Annotated in this window: 27 protein-coding genes; 13 read left to right on the plus strand and 14 right to left on the minus strand. The window is 57.7% G+C overall.

From position 1 onward, the window contains the following. Positions 1 to 345: a YnfA family protein gene (locus J1W56_RS23325; RefSeq protein ID WP_223615681.1), complete on the minus strand. Its 345-nt coding sequence runs from the start codon at positions 343 to 345 to the stop codon at positions 1 to 3. Positions 346 to 610: 265 nt separating this feature from the next. On the opposite strand from J1W56_RS23325, the gene J1W56_RS23330 reads away from it, so the two are divergent. Both J1W56_RS23330 and J1W56_RS23335 read left to right on the plus strand, forming a co-directional pair. Further along, positions 611 to 1,153 (plus strand): phosphatase PAP2 family protein, encoded by a 543-nt coding sequence (locus tag J1W56_RS23330; protein ID WP_223615682.1) that lies wholly within the window; start codon positions 611 to 613, stop codon positions 1,151 to 1,153. 138 nt (positions 1,154 to 1,291) lie between these two features. Next, the gene (locus tag J1W56_RS23335) at positions 1,292 to 1,603 is read left to right on the plus strand and encodes a PepSY domain-containing protein (RefSeq protein WP_223615683.1); all 312 of its coding nucleotides are present in this window, start codon (positions 1,292 to 1,294) and stop codon (positions 1,601 to 1,603) included. A gap of 107 nt (positions 1,604 to 1,710) precedes the next feature. Here the strand turns inward: J1W56_RS23335 and J1W56_RS23340 are convergent, their stop codons facing one another. After that, positions 1,711 to 1,944 carry a hypothetical protein gene (locus tag J1W56_RS23340; RefSeq protein WP_223615684.1) on the minus strand — a complete coding sequence of 78 codons (234 nt, stop codon included), beginning with the start codon at positions 1,942 to 1,944 and terminating at the stop codon, positions 1,711 to 1,713. Between the two features lie 91 nt (positions 1,945 to 2,035). On the opposite strand from J1W56_RS23340, the gene J1W56_RS23345 reads away from it, so the two are divergent. Then, positions 2,036 to 2,347, plus strand: coding sequence for a DUF982 domain-containing protein (locus tag J1W56_RS23345; RefSeq protein WP_223615685.1), 312 nt, complete (start codon positions 2,036 to 2,038; stop codon positions 2,345 to 2,347). 91 nt (positions 2,348 to 2,438) lie between these two features. Here the strand turns inward: J1W56_RS23345 and J1W56_RS26010 are convergent, their stop codons facing one another. From J1W56_RS26010 to J1W56_RS23370, 6 genes are all read right to left on the minus strand, one after another. Beyond that, entirely contained in the window at positions 2,439 to 2,567 is a 129-nt protein-coding gene (locus J1W56_RS26010; protein WP_264319180.1) for a hypothetical protein, read from the minus strand. A 286-nt stretch (positions 2,568 to 2,853) separates the two neighbouring features. Next, positions 2,854 to 3,138 carry a hypothetical protein gene (locus J1W56_RS23350; RefSeq protein WP_223615686.1) on the minus strand — a complete coding sequence of 95 codons (285 nt, stop codon included), beginning with the start codon at positions 3,136 to 3,138 and terminating at the stop codon, positions 2,854 to 2,856. A 45-nt stretch (positions 3,139 to 3,183) separates the two neighbouring features. Next, positions 3,184 to 3,438: a hypothetical protein gene (locus J1W56_RS23355; RefSeq protein WP_223615687.1), complete on the minus strand. Its 255-nt coding sequence runs from the start codon at positions 3,436 to 3,438 to the stop codon at positions 3,184 to 3,186. 295 nt (positions 3,439 to 3,733) lie between these two features. After that, on the minus strand, positions 3,734 to 3,958 hold the full coding sequence (locus J1W56_RS23360) for a hypothetical protein (protein WP_223615688.1): 225 nt from the start codon (positions 3,956 to 3,958) through the stop codon (positions 3,734 to 3,736). A gap of 178 nt (positions 3,959 to 4,136) precedes the next feature. Beyond that, positions 4,137 to 4,610 carry a hypothetical protein gene (locus J1W56_RS23365; RefSeq protein ID WP_223615689.1) on the minus strand — a complete coding sequence of 158 codons (474 nt, stop codon included), beginning with the start codon at positions 4,608 to 4,610 and terminating at the stop codon, positions 4,137 to 4,139. 343 nt (positions 4,611 to 4,953) lie between these two features. After that, positions 4,954 to 5,133 (minus strand): Flp family type IVb pilin, encoded by a 180-nt coding sequence (locus J1W56_RS23370; protein WP_223615690.1) that lies wholly within the window; start codon positions 5,131 to 5,133, stop codon positions 4,954 to 4,956. 736 nt (positions 5,134 to 5,869) lie between these two features. On the opposite strand from J1W56_RS23370, the gene J1W56_RS23375 reads away from it, so the two are divergent. Continuing rightward, entirely contained in the window at positions 5,870 to 6,598 is a 729-nt protein-coding gene (locus tag J1W56_RS23375; RefSeq protein ID WP_223615779.1) for a hypothetical protein, read from the plus strand. Positions 6,599 to 6,679: 81 nt separating this feature from the next. Here J1W56_RS23375 and J1W56_RS23380 read toward each other — a convergent pair whose 3' ends face one another. Further along, positions 6,680 to 7,006 (minus strand): hypothetical protein, encoded by a 327-nt coding sequence (locus J1W56_RS23380; RefSeq protein ID WP_223615691.1) that lies wholly within the window; start codon positions 7,004 to 7,006, stop codon positions 6,680 to 6,682. Positions 7,007 to 7,385: 379 nt separating this feature from the next. On the opposite strand from J1W56_RS23380, the gene J1W56_RS23385 reads away from it, so the two are divergent. Continuing rightward, positions 7,386 to 7,736, plus strand: coding sequence for a BRA0787 family protein (locus tag J1W56_RS23385; protein ID WP_223615692.1), 351 nt, complete (start codon positions 7,386 to 7,388; stop codon positions 7,734 to 7,736). Between the two features lie 84 nt (positions 7,737 to 7,820). Here the strand turns inward: J1W56_RS23385 and copM are convergent, their stop codons facing one another. The 3 genes from copM to J1W56_RS23400 all read right to left on the minus strand — a co-directional run bounded on the left by copM (position 7,821) and on the right by J1W56_RS23400 (position 9,856). Then, positions 7,821 to 8,201, minus strand: coding sequence for a CopM family metallochaperone (gene copM / locus J1W56_RS23390; protein WP_223615693.1), 381 nt, complete (start codon positions 8,199 to 8,201; stop codon positions 7,821 to 7,823). A gap of 61 nt (positions 8,202 to 8,262) precedes the next feature. Continuing rightward, positions 8,263 to 8,622, minus strand: coding sequence for a hypothetical protein (locus tag J1W56_RS23395; protein ID WP_223615694.1), 360 nt, complete (start codon positions 8,620 to 8,622; stop codon positions 8,263 to 8,265). 55 nt (positions 8,623 to 8,677) lie between these two features. Beyond that, positions 8,678 to 9,856 carry a cystathionine beta-lyase gene (locus tag J1W56_RS23400; protein ID WP_223615695.1) on the minus strand — a complete coding sequence of 393 codons (1,179 nt, stop codon included), beginning with the start codon at positions 9,854 to 9,856 and terminating at the stop codon, positions 8,678 to 8,680. 134 nt (positions 9,857 to 9,990) lie between these two features. Between J1W56_RS23400 and J1W56_RS23405 the strand changes: the two genes are divergently transcribed. The 6 genes from J1W56_RS23405 (at position 9,991) to J1W56_RS23430 (ending at position 16,068) form a co-directional block, all read left to right on the plus strand. Then, entirely contained in the window at positions 9,991 to 10,788 is a 798-nt protein-coding gene (locus J1W56_RS23405) for a phosphatase PAP2 family protein (RefSeq protein WP_223615696.1), read from the plus strand. 232 nt (positions 10,789 to 11,020) lie between these two features. Then, a complete protein-coding gene (locus J1W56_RS23410) occupies positions 11,021 to 12,049 on the plus strand; it encodes an amino acid ABC transporter substrate-binding protein (RefSeq protein ID WP_223615697.1) in 1,029 nt (342 codons plus the stop codon). Positions 12,050 to 12,171: 122 nt separating this feature from the next. Next, on the plus strand, positions 12,172 to 13,365 hold the full coding sequence (locus J1W56_RS23415; protein WP_223615698.1) for an amino acid ABC transporter permease: 1,194 nt from the start codon (positions 12,172 to 12,174) through the stop codon (positions 13,363 to 13,365). A 2-nt stretch (positions 13,366 to 13,367) separates the two neighbouring features. Then, positions 13,368 to 14,525: an amino acid ABC transporter permease gene (locus J1W56_RS23420; protein ID WP_223615699.1), complete on the plus strand. Its 1,158-nt coding sequence runs from the start codon at positions 13,368 to 13,370 to the stop codon at positions 14,523 to 14,525. Positions 14,526 to 14,536: 11 nt separating this feature from the next. After that, positions 14,537 to 15,340 (plus strand): amino acid ABC transporter ATP-binding protein, encoded by an 804-nt coding sequence (locus J1W56_RS23425; RefSeq protein WP_288194976.1) that lies wholly within the window; start codon positions 14,537 to 14,539, stop codon positions 15,338 to 15,340. Beyond that, entirely contained in the window at positions 15,337 to 16,068 is a 732-nt protein-coding gene (locus J1W56_RS23430; RefSeq protein WP_223615700.1) for a TIGR02117 family protein, read from the plus strand. Before J1W56_RS23425 ends, J1W56_RS23430 begins: the two co-directional genes overlap by 4 nt. Here J1W56_RS23430 and J1W56_RS23435 read toward each other — a convergent pair. Together J1W56_RS23435 and J1W56_RS23440 are read right to left on the minus strand one after the other, a co-directional pair. Further along, positions 16,029 to 17,306, minus strand: coding sequence for an FAD-dependent monooxygenase (locus J1W56_RS23435; RefSeq protein WP_223615701.1), 1,278 nt, complete (start codon positions 17,304 to 17,306; stop codon positions 16,029 to 16,031). The genes J1W56_RS23430 and J1W56_RS23435 overlap by 40 nt on opposite strands. Beyond that, positions 17,307 to 17,555 carry a zinc-finger domain-containing protein gene (locus J1W56_RS23440; RefSeq protein WP_223615702.1) on the minus strand — a complete coding sequence of 83 codons (249 nt, stop codon included), beginning with the start codon at positions 17,553 to 17,555 and terminating at the stop codon, positions 17,307 to 17,309. Positions 17,556 to 17,892: 337 nt separating this feature from the next. On the opposite strand from J1W56_RS23440, the gene J1W56_RS23445 reads away from it, so the two are divergent. Further along, on the plus strand, positions 17,893 to 20,094 hold the full coding sequence (locus J1W56_RS23445) for an RNA degradosome polyphosphate kinase (RefSeq protein WP_105735647.1): 2,202 nt from the start codon (positions 17,893 to 17,895) through the stop codon (positions 20,092 to 20,094). Next, entirely contained in the window at positions 20,091 to 21,602 is a 1,512-nt protein-coding gene (ppx, locus tag J1W56_RS23450) for an exopolyphosphatase (RefSeq protein WP_223615703.1), read from the plus strand. Before J1W56_RS23445 ends, ppx begins: the two co-directional genes overlap by 4 nt. Positions 21,603 to 21,608: the final 6 nt, after the last annotated feature.

The following is a 21,608-nucleotide window of genomic DNA, read 5'->3' on the forward strand; positions in this document are numbered from 1 at the left end:
TCAGGCGGCGCTTCCTCTCGGCGCAAAAAGTATGATCCCCGCGGCGACAAGCGCAAGAATGGCGCCGGCCATGTCCCAGCGGTCCGGCCACTGCCCTTCCGCAAGCCAAAGCCACATCAGCGATGCAAAGATATAGACACCGCCATAGGCGGCATAGGCGCGTCCCGCTTCGCCCGACGGCGCGAGCGTCAGCAAATAGGCAAAGGCGACAAGGCACAATGTGCCCGGCGCCAGCCAAAACACCGATCGCTCCATGCGCAGCCATGCCCAGAATGCGAAACATCCGGCGATCTCGGCCAGGGCGGCGGCGCTGTAGATCAGTGCGGTTGTGACGTAGGTTTGCATGGGGCCCCCGGATTTCCTGACAGCGGATCGATCCTGCATAGCAGACAACTGCGGAAATTGAAGCGGCGGCAACAACGCATGCCAAGCCGGCATTGACCGGTAATCCGCAGCGTGCCAGTCGACGGAACCAGTTCTCCGCCATGAAATCGTTGCGATTCACGGTCAGTGAGGACGCAGGAAAAACCGATTCGAAAGACCGGATGGACAGGACATGCCATTCCGGGGCTTTCGCAGTCCGCTCGAGGTTAAGGAAGCAGAGAAGAGAATGGATCAAACGATCACGCAATGGCTCAATTCGCCCGCTGGCCATACTCCGGTTCTCGACGGAATAATGTTGACCGTCACCAGCTTCGGCGTACCGCTGATGATCGTGGCTGTCATTGGCCAATGGTGGAGCAAGGCGGACAGGCTGCACGTGCGGCATACCTGCGTCTCGGCCGGGCTGACCTTTCTGATCGGACTGGGCTTGAACCAGATCATTCTGTTGTTTGTGCAGCGCATCCGGCCCTATGATGCTGATATCACGCATCTCCTCGTTCCCCCCAGCGCCGACTGGTCGTTTCCGTCGGACCATGCGACGGCATCGCTTGCCATCGTCGCGGCCTTTGCGCTTCACGGTCTGGCGCGCCGCACCATTCTGCTGGGGCTGATGGCCTTTTTCGTCTGCTGGTCGCGCATCTATGTCGGCACGCACTATGTTTCCGACGTGATCGGCGGCGGTGTGACGGCCCTGCTGGGGGCCCTGGCGGTTGCCGTTTTTTATCGGGAGGGGTCGAAAATCGATCGCTTCGTAACACGCGTATTCTGAAAGTTATCCGGAACGCAATGTCGCGGCAAATTCAGCCACACTATAGCCCTAAACTAATCATTAACCCTGCTTCGGGGGGCGTCGGCAAAGGCATATGTGGTGTATGGTTTTGGTGGGTCGTGTTAAGGAGAGAGTGTCATGTTCAAAGTTCTGGCAATGGCGGGTGTAACGGCTCTGACGCTATTGGCTTCAGCGCCGTCATTCGCGCAATCAATCGAAATAGGTCCCGGCGGCGTTCGCCTCGTCGATCCGCAAATGGATCGTCCTTATCGCAGCGTCAGCATCACTGATCGGACGGCGGTGCGGATCGCCCGGTCCGAAGGCGTGCGCGAAGTCGACGATATCCGGCGGACGCGGTCGCGCATCATCGTGGAAGGAACGGACTATCAGGGCGACGACATCAGTGTCTCCATTGATCGTCGAACCGGAGAAGTGATTTCGGTCAATTAACGCCGGGTTGAAGCTTTATCCGCCCCGCTGCCCCCAGGGGATGGCGGGGCGTTTTCGTTTGCTTGCCGTCACACCCGCGCTGTGGTCCGGCGCGCCATGAGTGAGTGTCAGAGAATTCTCTTGACCTCCACCCAGTCATTCATGTCGTTGATCTTGAGTTTTCCGATGTTTCCGGCCGTATCGAGCAGAACTTCCGGCATGAACTGGTGCAGATACTCGTCGTCGCTGCTGGTCTGCTCCCATACCTGGCCATTGGTGAGTTCGAATTTTACCCCAAGCCCGTAGCCATTGGTCGAGCCTTTGATTGTCTCCTTGTCATATTCCATGGGCAGCCCTTTCATTCGGAAAAACCCAGTGTCATTCAAGCCGGACAGTTCGTCAATCAAGGTCGATGGAACCACTTGCCTTCTGATGCATTTGAAGCTTATGGAAATGCTTTCATTCACGCATGTGACCATCAAGTCGCCGCGTACCGGCCGCGTCATCGTTGTGCGCAACGTGCGCGACGCGCTGACCATGCTGACGCAGTACTGGTCGAGGCGCCGGGGTGAAAAGCACAGGATCGCCTGTGACGCATGCCGCAATGCCCTTGAGGAAAAATTGTCCGCCGAGGATGCACGCGCAGCCTTTGTCGCCGCATCGCTGGAAGCGGGTATCGATGTCAGCGAGCGCACCGGATCGCAATTGGGGACCACGCTCGGCGCATCGACCGATCAGCCGGGAAAACCCGCCAATACGATCTAGGGGTCAGCACTCCAGGTCTGGCCGGGCGATCAGGTGAGGGCCTTATGGGACAGTATCCCGATGGATCGACGGTTGAACTGACGGGAGCCCGTCAGGCCATGGAAGAACAAATCTGACTAATCAGCACGGCGATTGCCAGGGCAAAGCCAAACACAAGCAAATGGCACCACGCGGGCGTGGTATAGTGCAAGTGCTGTTCGTCCTCATCATCTTCATACATTCGAATGTTCCCCTAATTCGTCTGCAGGTGCCTATTCCATCAACATGAAAGTTAAATGTCAAAGCGTGTGCATGAAAATAATTCAGAAAATGCACCGAAAATGACCTGTTGGGCAGAGAAGTGTTGCGGAATCGACCCACAGAAGCGTGCTGCAGTGCATCAAAAACGGGGATTCTCATGTGCCGTCACCGGACGCGGCAGGGATTGCGGTTGCAAGCGCAGCCGGAATGCATCCCACCGGAGCGGTAATATCCGGTTGAATCATCGTTTACTAAACCTAGGGTTGTTATGCGAAGGCGCGGCCGAGTATCCAGACGGCGGCCAGAATGACAAGCATGATAATCGCAAGCCGCCAGGAACCTGCGAATACGCCGGGTTGTTTGTTATCATCAGACATTGAAGATTCCAGAGCGATTAAAATTTTATCGAAATGAATACAACTATTGCGCGAATATGCAATGAGAACTTCTGTAACTATGGAAGGTGAAATGTTGTGTCCGGCCGCCGACGCCAGCGTTTCGAGCTGAGGCGCCGTGAACAAATCCGGTCGAATGCCGGGCATCGATGGCACCGATCATCGCTCCATTGCACCGGTGCCGTGTCGGATACCGAAGTCCTATTTGGTCAGAAACCTCACCTTGAGCTTGCGAACAATATGGCGCGATCTCAGCTTCTTGATAAGCCTGTCTTCGAGCTTGACGTTCCGGGCGATAAGTTCATCCCAGTTCGTCACCGCCGCGGCTTTGACGGGTTTGACTTTCCCGGCCTTTTTGACTGGCTTTGGGTTCTCGGGGCGATGTGTTGCCATTTCGGTCTCGCGATTTGAATGGCCCGGATTACGGTAGTCTTCCAAAAAGTACAAAGTAAGCACTCAGATGACCCTTTCCAAACATCCCCTGCCAACGCAATGCAGGTGGGTGTCAGCAAATTGGACGACGGGGTGAAGCACAAGACGATATGCGCCACAAAAGGCCCGCCAGCGACAAGCTTTGGTACTTTTGTCGTCATTCTTCAGTTGTGTCGTGTTGCACGGTTCCACGCGGGGGATGAATATGACAAAACCACGTGAAATCCGATAGATAAGCCACATTGCGTGGCCTGATGTTCCTGCCGGTGAACCGCAATTTCGCCGTGGGCGGGCCGGGGCAAAGACCGATGGAACGGGGTCATCGCCCGAATTTGCGGCCGAGAATCAGCACAAGGGGAATGATGATCAGGAAGACGACGAGATAGCCCCATATGGATGTCATATAGGGCGCGTAGTCGTCCTTCTCCCTGCTTTCTTCGTCCTCCTCCTCCATTGCTTTCTCCTGCATGGGCTTGGCCAGGCAGGGGTTAACGGACTTTGAACCTGCAATTGCGGTGAGGAGCAAGTCACGTTCGACCAGCATGGCAATTCGAGAACAATTTCAAGACACGATCATAACACTGACCCGGCGGCATCGGGAGGTGTAATATTCTAGTACATCCGATTGAGGAGCCCGGCCCTTTGATGGGCCGGGGAGAGCGGCAAAGCGCAGGCCGGTGCGGTGCGATGACCCGGAGCTGCCGGGTATCCGGTCCGGGTTTTCACCGTATGACGGGATGAAACCGCCGCAGGCAGGCAAAGCCGGCGGCAATGAACAGGAGCAGCACAATCCCTTGCACGATTGCAAAAGGCGGCTCCGAGCCGGTGGGCGCCAGGGCATTCAAAGCTGGTATTTTCTGGAATGACTGGGCGACCAGCACGAAAACATTGAAGTACAGCGAGATCACGGCGCCGACCACATAGACCCACCGCCACGGCCCGGCGAGATGCAGGGGGTAACGGGCGGCGATCGCGATGATGAGAATGATGATCGAGAGGATGCCGACGCCGATGGCGGGCGTAAAACCCTGGTAGGGAAAGCCGAAGCCCGTCAGGCTTGTGGCTGCCGTGCTTACCAGAAAGATCAGTGTCCATCCGTCCTTTCTGTCGGACGCAAGCAGTCCGGCGAGAACGATCAGCCCCGATATGATCCCGATCAGGCTGATCAGGACGTGAACGAAAGTAAAGAAAGTCATGCCAAAGATCATGATGCGGTCCCCTCCATGATTTTGTTCAAGCGCATTCTGAATCAAAACTGGGAAGACGAAACAACGTTTAAGGGAAATTGTAAATATATAGCGCCGTGAAGCGATATATGAGTAAAATAGTCAATATTATTAGAGGAATAGATCAAGGCCCGAAGTAATCAGCAGGCCTATGCATGCATATAGCTGATCGGGCTGATTTTGGCCCAGGCTGACCGGAGCCATGGAAATGGCGGGCTGGGGCCGGTCCGGATAATTTCATATCCAACGTCAACGGCATTGGCGTTGGATATGAAATTGGGGTTGCCTGTGGCCAGGCAACCCCAACGACATGTTAGTTAACAGTCGTATTCTTGAACTTTGTGCCGAGGTTGGTGAACAGCGTGCCGAGGTTTGTACCAACGGAGCTTGCACCGGCGATGATGCCGACGGAGATGAGGGCAGCAATCAGGCCGTATTCGATGGCTGTTGCGCCGGACTCATCCTTGAGAAAACGTGTGAAAAGATTTGTCATGTTCTGTATCCCTGTTGAAGCGTTGCTTGTGACGCGGTTTCGTTGAACCGTCGTGAATTTAGGCTTTCAACAATTTCGGCTGACTTAAAAAAACTGGTTAGCAAAGTATCACCGGATTTCTTGCTTAATCATCGCTTACATCGCCCTGAATATTTTAAGTAAAATGAAAGTCATGACCGCAGGTCGGGCATTTCCCGCGCCGTGCCGTGCGGCGTACCCCGACGCCGGCCCCTCAAAACCGCTGCGCTATCAGCCCGATCCCCGGCAATGCCTTCGCTTGGGCAGGCAGGTGCAATCGTCCTGTGGCGTTCGAGGCAGCCCTTCAAAATAAGTTTTCATTAAAAATGTAAGTAATCATGTGTTTTTCAATTTTACCATGCGCTTAACTAAAGAAAATGTGACGTAATTTATAATAAGAAAGAAAAAATATTGAGAAATGAAACTAAACGCCATGTTCTTACGTATCGCAATATATCCATTCCAGCTGATTTTGGAGGTTTTTTGCGGTGGAGATCGATGGAAGTTTAGAATTTTAAGAAAATATATGAATAGATATAAGTGAAAATACGAAACGCATCATTGTTTCGCGTAAAAATCTTTGTGTTTTAATAATGTTATTTAGAAAATATGTATCGAATATCAAGTGTTGTATTGATTTATTTCAATTAATGATGCATATATCGGTGTTCTTGGTTTGTGAATGCTTGGGTATAATAGTAATAATCGGGAGGTTGTAATGAATAAGTTCGAAAAGAAGACGAGCTGCATTGTAGCTGGCTCTTTCATACTTGCGGTCCTTTCGACGTCGGCGCTTGCCGGCGGTTTGTCGGTGGGCGGCGTTTCAGTCGGCGGTTCGCAGAATGGCGGTCTGGGCGTTGGTGCCAGCGCCAATCTCGGCGGCGTAAAGGCGGGTGCTGATGCATCGGTTGGCGGCTCCAAGGGTGTTGCCGCGGGCGTGGGCGCATCGGTCGGCGGTTCAAACGGAATCAATGCGGGGGCGGGCGCCAGCGTCAACAATGGCGTTAGTGCCGGACTTGGCGCCAATGTCGGCGGATCCAAAGGTGTGACAGCTGGAGCTGGTGCAAATATCGGATCAGGCGGGATCGGCGCAGGAGTTGGAGCCAATGTCGGTGGAACCGGTGGCATTGGCGCCGGGGTCGGCGTTGGCATTGGTGGTGGCGCCAATTCGGGCGGCACCAGCCCGGGCGGTACCAGTCCCGGCGGTGTCAATACTGGCGGGGTCAATACTGGCGGGGTCACGACGGGTGGTGGTATTCTTGGCGGCGGCACCAAGCCGGGCAGCCTCAATCCCGGTGTGAACAACAAGGCGATCGCCGCCAGACTGGCACAGCTCACGGCTCAGGACAGGATGAAGCTGAAAATCCGCTGTGCGGAAATTTCATCCAACGCGATGAGCTATGACAGCTCGCTGGTTGCCCTGTGCAAGCTGCTGCGCGGCTCATGAGAACAGGCACATGAGACAAGAATGGCCCCGACAGGGGCCATTTCTTTGCCGGGACCGGCGCGGCGGGTGTCTGCCGGGCAATCAGCCCGTGCATTTCCGCCGTGCGATGGAGCGGGTCATGGAATCAACCTGTCCTTGCAGGGCGCCGGCCTTCTTCTGGTTGGCGGTGCGATAATCCGGCAGAATGGGACCGAAGCCCGTGATCACGCTCGGTTCCCGGTAGCCCGCGCCATTGGTCAGGCTGCTGATCTCGGCCATCGCGCTGTTCTTTTGCGCAATCAAAGCGGGGCACTCGACCGTATCGTAGTGCAGGGACGAAATTTTCTCGCGATCAAGCTGCCCCTGTATATTGCCGCAGCCGGCCAGCAGCACAGCCACAATAATCAGCGGAAGGTGTTTCGTCGTCATGTGCCAGTTTCCTCGATCACGAATAGCGGGACATGAATGGGCCAATGCCGCCGTTTTGGCAAGATGGCAGCGTGAATCAGTTCGCCGGCACTTGCGGCAGCGCAGCATTGCTCCGGGCCAGGGGAAGGTGGTGGACGGCGGCAACGTCGCTGCCGTATGATTTGTCTGTAAACTCAAATTTATCAACGTGTTGTGCTGATTTTCATAATGAATATATCAACGTCGATGCTTAAAACTGTAGTGAAATATCGATTTAATCAGAAATCTCTAGCCAATTGGTCTTGTATTGAAGTTTTGGCTTGCTGATGACGCCCGCTCGCCCTTATGATTCTGTTTCCGGGAGCACCCGGCATTGCAACGCAAGAGTGAGGAGACAGGAATGCCTGGTTTGCTGCACCCACTTCATGACGGCCACGCGCCCATCATATTGCATAGTGCCTTTCAAGACGCCCTTGATGCTTTGGAGGATTGGGAACTCGGGCACGATGAACCTCAGATCGAGGTCAACGACCGGCAGGTTCTGATCAGCGCCGTGTTCCGGCGTCTGTGGACCTGCACCGACATTCTTCCATCGAGAACGCTGGATGTCGTGGAAGACCTGCTGCCATTGCGTTCGGCGGAGTTCAAGGCCGGCACGTCAACCTATGCCGATGCTGCCCATAGTCTATGGGAACTGAGCCTGCAGAAACGCGCGGCCTCCTACGAAATGCAGCATCACAACGCCTCCTGAGACACATTGGACGCTTTTTGAATTACCCGCCGCTTTGACCCGGCGGGTAATTTTTTTCGCATGCCTTATGGATGGCGCGACGGTTTAGCCGCCATGTTTGGCCAGCCACGCCTTCATCTGTTTGATTTCGCCTTCCTGCGCGGCGATGATATCGGTCGCAAGCTTGCGGATTTCTTCATCCTTGCCGTATTTCAGCTCCACCTTGGCCATGTCGATTGCGCCCTGATGGTGCGCAACCATGCCGCGGACAAAATCCTTGTCGGCATCGCCGGAAAATTTGATGGACATGTCCTTGTGCATCTTGGTGTTTGCCTGCGCAAATGCCTTGGATGACGGGCCCTGATCGCCGGTTGGCTGCATCGCCATGGCATCATGCTTCATCATCTTATGCTCCTGCGCCAGGGCTGGTGCGGTGAAGGCGAGGGCGCAGACAAGGGCTGCGGCGGAGAGATAAGAGGTTTTCATCGAATTGATCTTTCCTTAGGTCAGACAGACAAGCACAGGCTATGACCTGTTCACCCGTGCGTTATGAAGGATAGGAAGCGATCAATAGCGGTTTGGGCGGCGGCGACAGCGGTGCGCTGGCCTGGGCAATGAGGGGCAGCTCCATGCCGTGCGGCACCAGCATCCGGGTCGAGGCCGTGGTCACGGCGGCAATGCCGATGGCGGGAATGGCGATGCAGGCGGAGCATAGCGCGGGATGGGGCAGCTTGGCCGTGTCCGTGCAATGCTTCTGGTCGCCGGCACAGGCATGGGCGTGGCCGGCCATCTGACCGGTCGATTGTGCCGCCATTTCGTCGGCCAACCGGACGGGCGCCGCAAACACCGGCACCCAGCCGACGGAAAACGCCGTGAGGAACGTCAGAAGAATGGCAAGCCTGCTCATGGCGTTTTCATAACAGGAACAATCGGGAAGACGAAATCACCTTCTGTTTATTGCGTTATTGCGCACTTCTTGCCGCGGCGAGCGCCTTTTCCAGATCGGCGATGAGGTCTTTGGTATCCTCGAGGCCAACCTGCAGGCGGATGAGCGGACCCTTGTAATGCTTGCCCGTCAGCACCCGGTCGGACAGGTTGACCTGAAGCGCGAGGCTCTCATAGCCGCCCCAGGAATATCCGAGCGCGAAAATATCAAGGGCATTGAGGAAAGCCCGGGCCTGTTTTGTCTCGCCTTCGATGACAATCGAGAACACGCCGGCAGCGCCGCTGAAATCCCGCTTCCACAGGGCATGCCCCGCGTGGCTCTCAAGCGCCGGATGCAGGACCTCGATCACGCCGGGCTGCTTTTCCAGCCATCGCGCTATTTCGAGCGCGTTTTCGCCATGGCGCTCCAGGCGCAGTGCCATCGTGCGCAAGCCGCGCAGGACATAATAGGCATCGTCGCCGCCCACGCACAGACCAATGGCCGTATAGGTATCGTCCAGCTGCCTGAAGCATTTTTCATTGGCGGAAATCGTGCCCATGAGAATATCCGAATGGCCGGACGGATATTTCGTTGCCGCGTGAATGGAGATATCGACGCCGAAATCCAGCGGCTTCAGGTAGAGCGGCGTTGCCCAGGTGTTGTCCATCATGACGATGGCGCCTGCCGCGTGCGCCTTCTCGACGATTGCCGGAATATCCTGAATTTCAAACGTGTTGGAGCCGGGGGATTCGGTAAAGACAACAGCCGTGTTGGGACGGATGAGCTTTTCGATGCCGGCGCCGACCAGCGGATCGTAGTACTCGACCTCGATGCCGAGCCGCTTGAGCGTCGTATCGCAGAAATAGCGCGTGTTGCCGTAGACGCTGTCGACCATCAGCAGGTGATCGCCCGGCGACAGGAACGCCAAAAGGGGAATGGTTACCGCGGCAAGGCCGGACGGCACGAGCAGCGTGCCGAACGAGCCCTCCAGTTCGTCGATGGCCTGGCACAGCGCGTCGGTCGTGGGGGTTCCATGCGTGCCATAGCCGTATTTCTGCTTGTGGCTGGCCATGGTTTCCGCATCGGGAAACAGCACCGTCGAGGCATGGACAATGGGCGGATTGACGAAACCGTGATAATCCCTGGGATCGTAGCCTCCATGGGCCAGGCGTGTGTTGATCCCGAATTTTGCCATTTTGTCCGACTCTCTGCCCATGGAATATCCTCTGCACTGCGATGCCAACAATTGTAACTGCTGGGAGAAGTCGATAAAGCCACGGCGTTCCTGTTGCAACAGGCGAGCACAGCGGGCGTGGAAGAATAAGGCCGCTTGGGTCGATGGGAGAAACAATGACTGATGCCAGCAATCCGCAATCCCTGTCCGGCCTGAAGCGCGCGCGCCGCTCGATCGTCAATTTCCTGCGCCGCATGCGGGCACCGGCCTATCCGAACAGCCCGGCAGCCTGGACCGGGGGCATGTCGATGGCGGCGGTCCTGATCTTTTTCTTCATTCTGCTGCTGCATCCCTTCGACGATCCGCTGTCGCGCAACCTGTCCTCGCATCAGGGGCCGCTGAGTTCCCTGCGGCTGCTGACGGATATCGGTTTGTCGCAATGGTATCTGATCCCGGCGTTTGTCATTGCGGTTTGTCTGATCGGCATCGACTGGCGCAAGCTGCCCCATGCCAAACGCGTGCGTCTCGGCCTCATCTATGCTCAGGCGACGTTTGCCTTCTGGTCCGTGGCGCTGTCGGGAATTCTCACCAATATCGCCAAGTTCTGCATCGGGCGGGCCCGGCCGAAATTCATCGACACCCTTGGGGCCAACGGCTTTTCGCCGTTTCACGCAGGGTATGATTTCGCCAGTTTCCCCTCGGGGCACTCAACCACGATGGGTGCGGTCGGTGCGGTTCTGGCGCTTTGGTTTCCGCGCTGGCGCGTGCCGATCATCCTGGCAACCATGTTCATTGCCTTTACGCGCATCATCGCCAGGGCGCATTATCCAACGGATGTGGTCGCGGGCTACAGCGTGGGCTTCCTATTCACTCTTGCGCTTGCCAGATTCCTCGCCGGGCGCCGGGCGGCTTTCCTGTTCGATGGCACTCGATTCTTCCCGGTTTTGCGTTTTCGCGAGCGCTTCTGGCGCTGATCGGGGTTTTTGACCAAGAAATAATCGAAAATTCCATTCCGAAGCAGCCATTCCGCCGTTTCTGCAAAAATATTGAGCAAAGATTATCCCTTGACCAAACACGTAGAATGGCCTTCGATACAGGGGTGAATGGGAGACATGCTGGAGCCTTAAAAGGGTGTGGGGGAACCCGCTGGCATGTAAAATTTCTCTCTTGGGAACCACGGGCAACAATTAAAAGGGTTTAGTCGTTATGAAAAATCTTGTTTTGAAGAGCGTTCTGGGGGTATCGGCGCTGCTCTTGCTGGCTTCTGCGGCCTCTGCCGGCACGCTGGATGACGTCAAGAAAAAGGGCTTTCTGCAATGCGGCGTCAACACCGGTCTGGCCGGATTTGCTTCGCCGAACGACAAGGGCGAATGGTCCGGTTTTGACGTCGACTATTGCCGCGCTGTCGCCGCCGCCATTTTTGGCGATGCAACCAAGGTGAAATTTACGCCGCTTTCCGCCAAGGACCGCCTGCCAGCGCTGCAGTCCGGTGAAATCGACGTTCTGATTCGCAACACCACATGGACGCTGAGCCGTGACTCGCAGGGCTTTGATTTCACCGGCGTCAATTATTACGACGGCCAGGGCTTCATGATCAACGCCAAGAAGCTGTCGGGTATCAATTCCGCATTGCAGCTTTCGGGCGCTTCGGTCTGCGTTCAGTCCGGCACCACGACGGAGCTCAATCTGGCCGACTATTTCAAGGCCAACAAGATGGAATACAATCCCGTCGTGTTCGAGAAGCTTGAAGAGGTCAACGCCGCCTATGATGCCGGACGTTGCGACGTGTACACCACGGACCAGTCCGGCCTGTACGCCATTCGCCTGACGCTCTCGGCACCGGACGATCACGTCGTTCTGCCGGAAATCATTTCCAAGGAGCCGCTCGGTCCCGTTGTCCGTCAGGGCGACAGCCAGTGGGCGCACGTCATCCGCTGGGTGCATTACGCCATGCTGACGGCCGAAGAGCTTGGCATCACCAAGGCCAATGTCCAGGATCTGATCAAGAGCGACAGCCCGGAAATCAAGCGCGTGCTCGGCCAGGAAGCCAACACCAAGCTTGGCACCGATCTCGGCCTGACCAATGATTGGGTTGTCAACATCGTCAAGGCTGTGGGCAATTACGGCGAAGTGTTCGAATCCAATATCGGTTCCGGCAGCAAGCTGAAGATTGCGCGCGGCATCAATGCTCAGTGGAGCAAGGGCGGCCTGCAATACGCAATGCCGATCCGCTGATTTTTTGAAGTCATCGATCTGAAATCCGGGAAGGGGGCTCGTCCTCCTTTCCGGGGGAACAATTAAAAAAATAACAAAAATAAAAATAATAAAAATAAACGGTTAAAAGAAATGAGGGGTCAATGGCATCGCAGGATATTACGCCTGCCGGTACAGGCAGCGCCAAAGTATCACTTCTGAACGATCCGAGAATTCGCGGCTATATCTATCAGCTCGTCGTTCTGGTTGTACTGGTTGCTGTGGGTTACTGGTTTGTCAACAACACTATTGCCAATCTGCAGCGCGCCAATCTGGCAACGGGTTTCGGTTTTCTCGATGGCCGCTCCGGATTTGATATCAGCTCGCATCCGTTCACCGACTACTCAAGCGACTCGACCTATATAAAGGCGCTTTATGTCGGTATTTTGAACACGATGCTGGTTGCCGTCGTCGGTATCATCACCGCGACGATCATCGGCTTCATCATCGGCGTCGGGCGGCTTTCGCACAATTGGCTTATCCGCAAACTGTGCACGGTCTATGTCGAGGTTTTCCGCAATATTCCGCCGCTGCTGGTTATTTTCTTCTGGTATTCCGGCGTTTTGGCGGTTTTGCCCCAGGCACGCCAGAGCATCGCGCTGCCGTTCAGTTTCCTGAACAATCGCGGTTTCTTCTTTGCCGTGCCGGTTTTCGGCCAGGGTGCCTGGCTGGCTGGCGTTGCCTTTGTGCTTGCCGTCATCGGCGCCTTTCTGGTCCGTCGCTGGGCCAATAAACGGCAGATGGCGACCGGCCAGCGCTTTCCGGTGTTGTGGACCTCGCTGGCGCTGATCATCGGCCTGCCTTTCCTGGCATTCGCGCTCAAGGGCTTTCCGGTCACCATGAATTATCCGGAACTCGGCGGCTTCAACATCAAGGGCGGCGCTCTGGTCGGACCGGAGTTCATGTCGCTCTATCTCGCGCTGTCCTTCTACACCGCATCCTTTATTGCGGAGATTGTCCGGGCCGGCATTCGCGGTGTGGGAAAAGGCCAGAGTGAGGCGTCGCATGCGCTCGGGCTGCGCGCAGGGACAACGACGCGGCTTGTCGTCGTGCCGCAGGCCCTGCGCATCATCATTCCGCCGCTGACCAGCCAGTATCTCAACCTGACGAAGAACTCGTCGCTTGCGGTCGCGGTCGGCTATCCCGATCTGTTTGCCGTCGGCGGAACCATCCTCAACCAGACCGGCCGTTCCATTGAAGTGGTGGCGATTTTCATTGTGATCTATCTCAGCCTGAGCGTGCTCACATCGCTGTTCATGAACTGGTTCAACGCCAAAATGGCATTGGTGGAGCGCTGATCATGGCCGATAACAATCTGAGTTTCGTTCGTACTGAAATGCTGCAGGGCCAGACGCCGCCGCTGGGCGAGCGGGGAATCGTCCGCTGGATACGCATCAACCTGATGGCAACGCCCGTCGATGCCGCTCTGACGGTGTTTGCGCTCTTCCTTCTCGTCTGGTTCGTGCCGCCGATGATCAACTGGCTGTTCGTCCAGGCTTCCTGGTCGGGGGTGGATCGGGCGGTCTGCGCGACGGTGTCCCAGGGCGGTACCCAGCCGGAAGGCTGGTCGGGTGCCTGCTGGGCCTATGTGAACGCCAATTTCAACCAGTTCATGTATGGCCGCTATCCGCAGGACCAGCACTGGCGTGTCAACATTGTCGGCGTCATGTTCGTCGTCCTGTTGGTTCCGCTGCTGATCCCGAGGATTCCCTTCAAATCCGCCAATGCGATCGTGTTTTTCTTTGTCTTCCCGATCGTTGCATTCTTCCTGCTGGTTGGCGGCTGGTTTGGCCTTCCCTATATCGAAACGGCGACGTGGGGCGGTCTGCTTGTCACGCTGGTCCTGTCTTTCGTCGGCATTTCCGTGTCCTTGCCGCTCGGCATCGTCCTGGCCTTGGGACGCCGGTCGAAAATGCCCGTCATCAAGATGCTGTGCGTCGTTTTCATCGAAATGGTGCGGGGCATCCCTCTGGTGACCGTGCTGTTCATGGCCAGTTACATGCTGCCATTGTTCCTGCCGCCGGGCGTGACCTTCGACAAGTTCCTCCGCGCCCTGATCGGCGTGGCGCTGTTCGCATCGGCCTATATGGCGGAAGTGGTGCGCGGCGGCCTGCAGGCAATTCCCAAAGGGCAGTACGAAGGTGCTGACTCGCTGGGATTGAGCTACTGGCAGAAAACCGGCCTCATCATCCTGCCGCAGGCGCTGAAAATGGTGATCCCGGGGATCGTCAATACCTTCATCGGTCTGTTCAAGGATACATCGCTGGTGTCCATCATCAGCATGTTCGATCTGCTCGGAACCGTGCGTCAGCACTTCAACGATGCCAATTGGGCATCCCCGCAAACCCCCATATCCGGCCTGATTTTCGCCGGTTTCGTATTCTGGATTTTCTGTTTCGGCATGTCGCGTTATTCCATCTTCATGGAACGCAGGCTGGACACAGGACATAAACGCTAAGGAGCATCTGCATGACCACTCAAAACGTTGTCGATCCATCCGAAATTCATGTCGACCGCTCGCTCATGCAGGTCTCCAAGACCGATGTAGCCGTCGAGATTACCAACATGAACAAGTGGTATGGCGATTTCCACGTCCTCAAGGACATCAACCTCAAGGTGATGCGCGGCGAGCGCATCGTCATTGCCGGACCGTCGGGGTCGGGCAAGTCGACGATGATCCGCTGCATCAACCGCCTCGAAGAGCACCAGAGCGGCAAGATCCTTGTCGACGGCATCGAACTGACCAACGACCTGAAAAAGATCGATGAAGTCCGGCGCGAAGTGGGCATGGTGTTCCAGCACTTCAATCTGTTTCCGCACCTGACGATTCTGGAAAACTGCACGCTCGCGCCGATCTGGGTGCGCAAGATGCCGAAGAAGAAGGCGGACGAGATTGCCATGCATTATCTCGAGCGCGTCAAGATTCCGGAACAGGCCAACAAATATCCCGGCCAGCTGTCCGGCGGCCAGCAGCAGCGTGTAGCCATCGCCCGTTCGCTGTGCATGAACCCGCGCATCATGCTGTTCGACGAACCGACCTCGGCGCTCGATCCGGAAATGATCAAGGAAGTGCTCGACACCATGGTGCAACTGGCCGAAGAGGGCATGACCATGGTGTGCGTCACCCACGAAATGGGCTTTGCCCGTCAGGTGGCAAACCGTGTGATCTTCATGGATCAGGGCCAGATCGTCGAGCAGAACGAACCGGCGGCATTCTTCGACAATCCGCAGCACGAGCGCACCAAGCTGTTCCTCAGCCAGATCCTGCATTGAGAATTCTGCGCATCGTCGTGACATCCATCGCAGCGGCCCTCGTGGCCGCTGTTTTGCTGTTTGTGGCGGGTGCCCTGATACCGCGGGCGTTCTTCGTGCAGACAGCCTCTCCGCCGCTCGCTGGCCGTACCGTCCTTCTCTTGTCCAATCCCATTCATACGGACATTGCATTTCCCGCCGATCCCGATGTCATGGCGCGGCTGTCCATCCTGAACGGGGAGAATTTCCAACTGACCGACCCGCGTATTGCCTGGATTGTTGTGGGCTGGGGAGGGCGCAGCTTCTATCTTGAAACCCCCACCTGGGCCGAACTCAAATTCATGCCCCTGATGCGTGGTTTGACGCTTGATCGTTCCACGATGCATGTGGAGCCCATCGGGGTCGTCAACACGGACCAGCCCGGTATCGAGCGGTTGACGGTCGGCCCCGAAGCCTTCGAAGCGATGCTTGCGCATATGCTCGGTAGTTTCCGGCTGAACGCCGAGGGCAAGGCGATGATGATCGAAGGCGCCGGATATGGTCTGAATGACCGTTTCTTCGAAGCCAATGGTTATTTCACCGCATTGCTCGGCTGCAATACCTGGACCGGCGCCGTATTGCGGGCCGGCGGCCTGCGCACCGGCGCCTGGAATCCCTTGCCGCAAAGCCTGGTCTGGTCACTCAAGCGCTACAACAATGCGACTGGCGATCAAATCTCGCCGTTGGGCTTTTCCGCATCAAATCCATAAAGCCAGTCGAAACCCGCCACGAACTTTTCAGCAGGCCGGTTGCGCAGCAGCAGGTTGCGGGCAAGCGCCACCGGCCCCTTGGCGTGATAGGCCAATTGATTGAGCGCGCCGCGCCGCACCACCGACTCGATGCGCTTTGTCCGGTTCCTGGCATAGGCCGCCAGGGCTGCGGGCCAGTCCTCGCGGCCATGGCCGAGTGCGGCGGCAAGAGCACAGGCGTCCTCGATGGCCATGGCTGCGCCTTGGGCCGCATAGGGCGTCATCGCGTGGGCCGCGTCGCCGATCAGCACAAGCCGCTCATCCCGCAGGAAGCTGCACCGCTTCATTTCGAACAGGCGCCAGGGTGTCCACTGCCCGGCCGACAGCACCAGGTCGCGGATGCCCGGATGCCACCAGTAGAAATCCCTGGTAAAATTCTGGTTCGGCGCCTGGGGATTGACTTCGATCTCCCAGCGCCCGGGGTTTTTCCGGTCGCGCGCCACCGCCACGAAATTCATCAGCTCGCCCGAACGGATGGGGTAGGCGATAAGGTGCGCATTGCCGCCGGTCCAGGCAACGACATTGGTTCCTTCAGGCAGGAGGGCGCTGAACGAAGCAGGGAGGCGATTGGCAGGCACGGACACGCGCCAGGCGATGGAGCCGGTATAGCGGGCGCGATCAAGGTCTGACAGCGCATTGCGGGTGTTCGACCAGACACCGTCGGAGCCCACCAGCAGGGCGCCGCGATGCTCTTCGATGCGGTCGTTGTATTGCACGCGAACCAGCACGCCCTGAGCGTCGCTGTTGTGATGGGTAACGGCCGATTCCAGCTGCATGGCGATGTTGCCGCGCTGGCGCACTTCGGCAAGGAGTGCCTGCTGCAGGTCGGCGCGGTGGCAGACGATGTAGGGCGCGTGCCAGCGTTGTACCGCGGCCTTGCCGATGGGCAGGTGCAACAGCTTCTCCCCGCTCACGCCGTCCTGCAGGCAGACCGCATCCGGCTGCACGGCATGGGGCATCAGCCTGTCCAGGACGCCGAGGCGGCCGAGCAGGCGGGTGGCATTGGGCGAAAGCTGCAATCCGGCGCCCGCTTCAGCCAGAATGGCGCTCTTCTCAAAGATCTGGACGGCAAAGCCTTTGGCGCTCAGCGCCAGCGCCAGTGTCAGGCCGGCGATACCGGCACCCGCAATGATGATTTGATCAGGATTGGGAGTTCGCCTGTTGCGAGCCGTCTTCAGATCGATGACGGGCGTTTGCAATCAGGCAGCCTTGTTGTCCACATAGGTGCAGCCGGCAGGAACCGTTTCCCCGGCGGAGAGCGCCGCATCGTAACGGTACAGCGTCGAGCAGTAGGGGCAGACCTTTTCATTGTCATCGCCGAGGTCGAGGAAGACATGCGGGTGATCGAAAGGCGGATTGGCGCCGACGCACATGAATTCCTTGACGCCAATGCTAATGGCGGCGTGACCAGCGCTGTTCTGGAAGTGGGGAATGCTGTGTCCGGCCATGTGTCGCTCCTGGGCTTTCAGTCGATAGGCAAAGGTGTTGTCATTCTCATAGAGCAATTCCGCGGCGAAGAAAATCGCTTCTGCTGCGCTAAAGCGAGGCAATCTGACACAAGTGGCGGCTGGTTCCGCCGCAACCGGCATTATGGCGGGTCTTCAGCCTGGTGCCGCATGAGAAATTCATCGCGAAAGGCTTTGTTTCCGGTGTAAGCTGCCGCGTGCCGATTTTTATCGGGCTGAGGAGGGATTGGGCCGCGATTGCTATAAAACCTTCAAGAGACTTGACTAATGTGGCCTGTGATTCCGCTTTTGACGGGACTATTCCAATCGGAGAATGACAATGAACGATCAGTCACCCGCCATAACGAATGCAGTCGAAGCCATCGGTCTGCCGGATCTGCACACCAGTGTCGACCGTTTCGTCAATCGCGAGTTCTCCTGGCTGCAGTTCAACCGCCGCGTGCTGGAAGAAGCCCACAATGTGCACCAGCCGCTGCTGGAGCGCCTGCGCTTCCTGTCCATCTCCGCCGCCAATCTCGACGAATTCTTCATGGTGCGCATTGCCGGTCTCGCCGGGCAGGTGCGTGCCGGGGTAGCCAATCGCAGCCCGGACGGGCGCACGCCGCAGGAACAGCTGGAATTCGTGCTCGATGAAGTCGGCAAGCTGCAGGCCGCCCAGCAGCTGCGCCTGAACGAACTGCGCGTCGAGATGCTGGCCGAAAATATTGAAATCGTCCGCCCGGACAAGCTGACCAAAAGCGAGCGCCTCTGGCTCGAGGATCACTTCCTCGAAACCATCTATCCCGTCCTGACCCCGCTCTCCATCGATCCGGCACATCCGTTCCCGTTCATTCCCAATCTCGGTTTCACCATCGCCATGCTGTTGAGCCGCAGCATCGACAACCGTCCGATGACGGCGCTGTTGCGCCTGCCGCAGGCGTTGAAACGTTTCATCCAGATTCCCGACGATGCCGGCCGTTTCCGCTTCCTGACGCTTGAGGATGCCATCAGCCTGTTCACCGGGCGGTTGTTCCCCGGCTATGAGGTGAAGGGCGCCGGTACATTCCGCATCATCCGCGACAGCGATATCGAGGTGGAGGAAGAGGCCGAGGATCTGGTGCGCCTGTTCGAAAGCGCGCTGAAGCGCCGCCGCCGCGGCCAGGTGATCCGCATCGAGTTCGATGATGAAATGCCGGAATCGCTGCGTGCTTTCGTGGCGACGGAGCTCGGTGTTCCCGACAACCGCATCAGCGTGCTCGAAGGCCTTCTGGCGCTCAACACCATCTCCGAAATCGTCGGCATTCCGCGCGCCGACCTGAAATTCGTGCCCTACAACCCGCGCTTCCCCGAGCGGGTGCGCGAGCATGGCGGCGATTGCTTTGCCGCGATCCGCGAAAAGGACATCGTGGTGCACCACCCCTACGAATCCTTCGACGTCGTGGTGCAGTTCCTGCGCCAGGCGGCGGCGGATCCGGAAGTGGTTGCCATCAAGCAGACGCTCTACCGCACCTCCAATGACAGCCCCATCGTGCGCGCGCTGATCGACGCCGCCGATGCCGGCAAGTCGGTGACGGCGCTGGTCGAGCTCAAGGCGCGCTTCGACGAAGAAGCCAATATCCGCTGGGCGCGCGATCTGGAACGCGCCGGCGTTCAGGTCGTCTTCGGCTTCATCGAGCTGAAGACCCACGCGAAAATGTCGCTGGTCGTGCGCCGCGAGGAACAGAAGCTGCGCAGCTACGTGCATCTCGGCACGGGCAATTACCACCCGATCACCGCCAAGATCTATACGGATCTGTCGTTCTTCACCTGCGAACCGTCGATCGGGCGCGACGTTGCGCAGATCTTCAACTTCATCACCGGCTATACCCAGCCATCCGGCGAGATGGGCATTGCCGTGTCGCCGACCACCCTGCGCCCGCGCATTCTCCAGCACATCGCCGAAGAAATCGAGCACGCCAAGGCCGGCCGTCCGGCGGCAATCTGGATGAAGATGAATTCGCTGGTCGATCCGCAGATCATCGATGCGCTCTACAATGCCAGCACGCACGGCGTCGACATCGACCTCATCGTGCGCGGCATCTGCTGCCTGCGCCCGCAGGTTCCGGGGCTTTCCGACACGATCCGGGCAAAATCCATCGTCGGCCGCTTTCTCGAACACAGCCGTATTTTCTGCTTCGGCAACGGTGCGGGACTGCCGTCGGAAAAGGCGCTCGTCTATATCGGTTCAGCCGATATGATGACCCGCAACCTCGACCGCCGCGTCGAAACGCTGGTTCCGATCACCAATCCAACTGTGCATCAACAGCTTCTTTCACAGATTATGCTGGCAAACCTTCTCGACAACCAGCAGAGTTACGAGTTACTAGCAGACGGTACGTCGCGCCGGATTGTTCCGGCGGATGGAGAAGATGCTTTTAACGCGCAGGAATATTTCATGACAAATCCCAGCCTGTCCGGCCGCGGCAAGTCGCTGAAGTCTTCAGCACCACGCTTGATCGCTCACCGCAAGCGATCCAAAGCAGCGAAAAACAAGACTGCATGATATCCGCAGCGCAGGGGCGTGTGCAAGGACGCCATCCGGCCGGTGTCATCGACATCGGCTCGAACTCTGTACGTCTGGTCGTCTATGAGGGGGTTACCCGTTCGCCGACCGTCCTTTTCAACGAAAAGATTCTCTGCGGCCTTGGCAAAGGCCTGGTAAAAACCGGCAAGCTGAATGAAAAGGCCGTGCAAAGCGCCTTGCGGGCGCTGCGCCGGTTCCGCGCCCTGGCTGATCAGGCGGGCGCCCGCTCGCTGGATGTGCTGGCGACGGCCGCAGCGCGCGAAGCCGAAAACGGTCCCGATTTCATCGCCCAGGCCGAAATCGTTCTGGGAGAACCGATCAAGGTTCTGTCCGGCCGGGAAGAGGCCTATTATTCCGCGCTGGGGATCATCTCCGGCTTTCATGATCCCGATGGTATCGCAGGCGATCTGGGCGGCGGCAGTCTCGAACTGGTCGATGTCAAGGGCCGCACCATCGGCGACGGCATCACCCTGCCGCTGGGCGGCCTGCGTCTGCAGGATATGTCGAACGGCGATCTTTCCGCCGCCTCCGATATCGCCAAGAAGACGCTGGAATCGGCGAAGCTTTTGGCCAAGGGCAAGGGCCGGGCGTTCTACGCCGTGGGCGGCACCTGGCGAAACCTCGCCAAGCTGCACATGAGTGCCGAGCACTATCCGCTGCACGTCATGCACCACTATGAAATTCCTTTCGAGGAAGCACAGCGCTTTCTCAAGCGCGTCGCGGACGGCAATCTCGACAATATGCGCGGGATCGAGGATGTCTCGAAGAACCGCCGTGCATTGCTGTCCTACGGCGCCATCGCCCTGCTTGAGACCATCCGCAAGATGCGTCCGTCAAAGATTGTCTTTTCGGCCCTTGGCGTGCGGGAAGGGTTTCTGTTCTCGCTGCTGTCGGAATCCGAGCAGCTGGAAGACCCGCTGATTGCCGCAGCCGACGAATTGGCCGTGCTGCGCGCCCGCTCGCCCGCCTATGCGCGCGAGCTGGCGGAGTGGAGCGGCGATGCCTTTGCCGCGCTCGGCTATGACGAGACGGAGGACGAGAAGCGCTATCGCCGCGCGGCCTGCCTGATCGCCGATATCAGCTGGCGTGCCCACCCCGATTATCGCGGTTCGCAGGCGCTGAACATGATCTCCAACGCTGCTTTTGTCGGCATTGATCATCCGGGCCGGGCCTATATCGCGCTTGCCAATTTCTTCCGCCATGAGGGCATTGCCAACAGCGCGGCGGACCCGGAACTGGCGGCGCTCGCTACGCCGCGGCTGCTGGAATATTCGAAGATACTGGCGGCGATCATGCGGATTGTTTATCCGTTTTCCGCATCGATGGCGGGGGTGGTTCCCAACCTCTCGTGGAAACAGGCGTCTGACGGCATCTATCTCGAAGTGGCGGCCAGGAATGCCGACCTGATCGGCGATGTGCCGGAAGGCCGCTTGCAGCAATTGGCGAAACTGACGGGCAAGCCGCTGAAAATGGCCATCGGCAAATAAGTGCCG

The sequence above is a fragment of the Phyllobacterium calauticae genome, from assembly GCF_019991125.1.
In the GTDB taxonomy this organism is placed as follows: Bacteria; Pseudomonadota; Alphaproteobacteria; order Rhizobiales; family Rhizobiaceae; genus Phyllobacterium; species Phyllobacterium calauticae.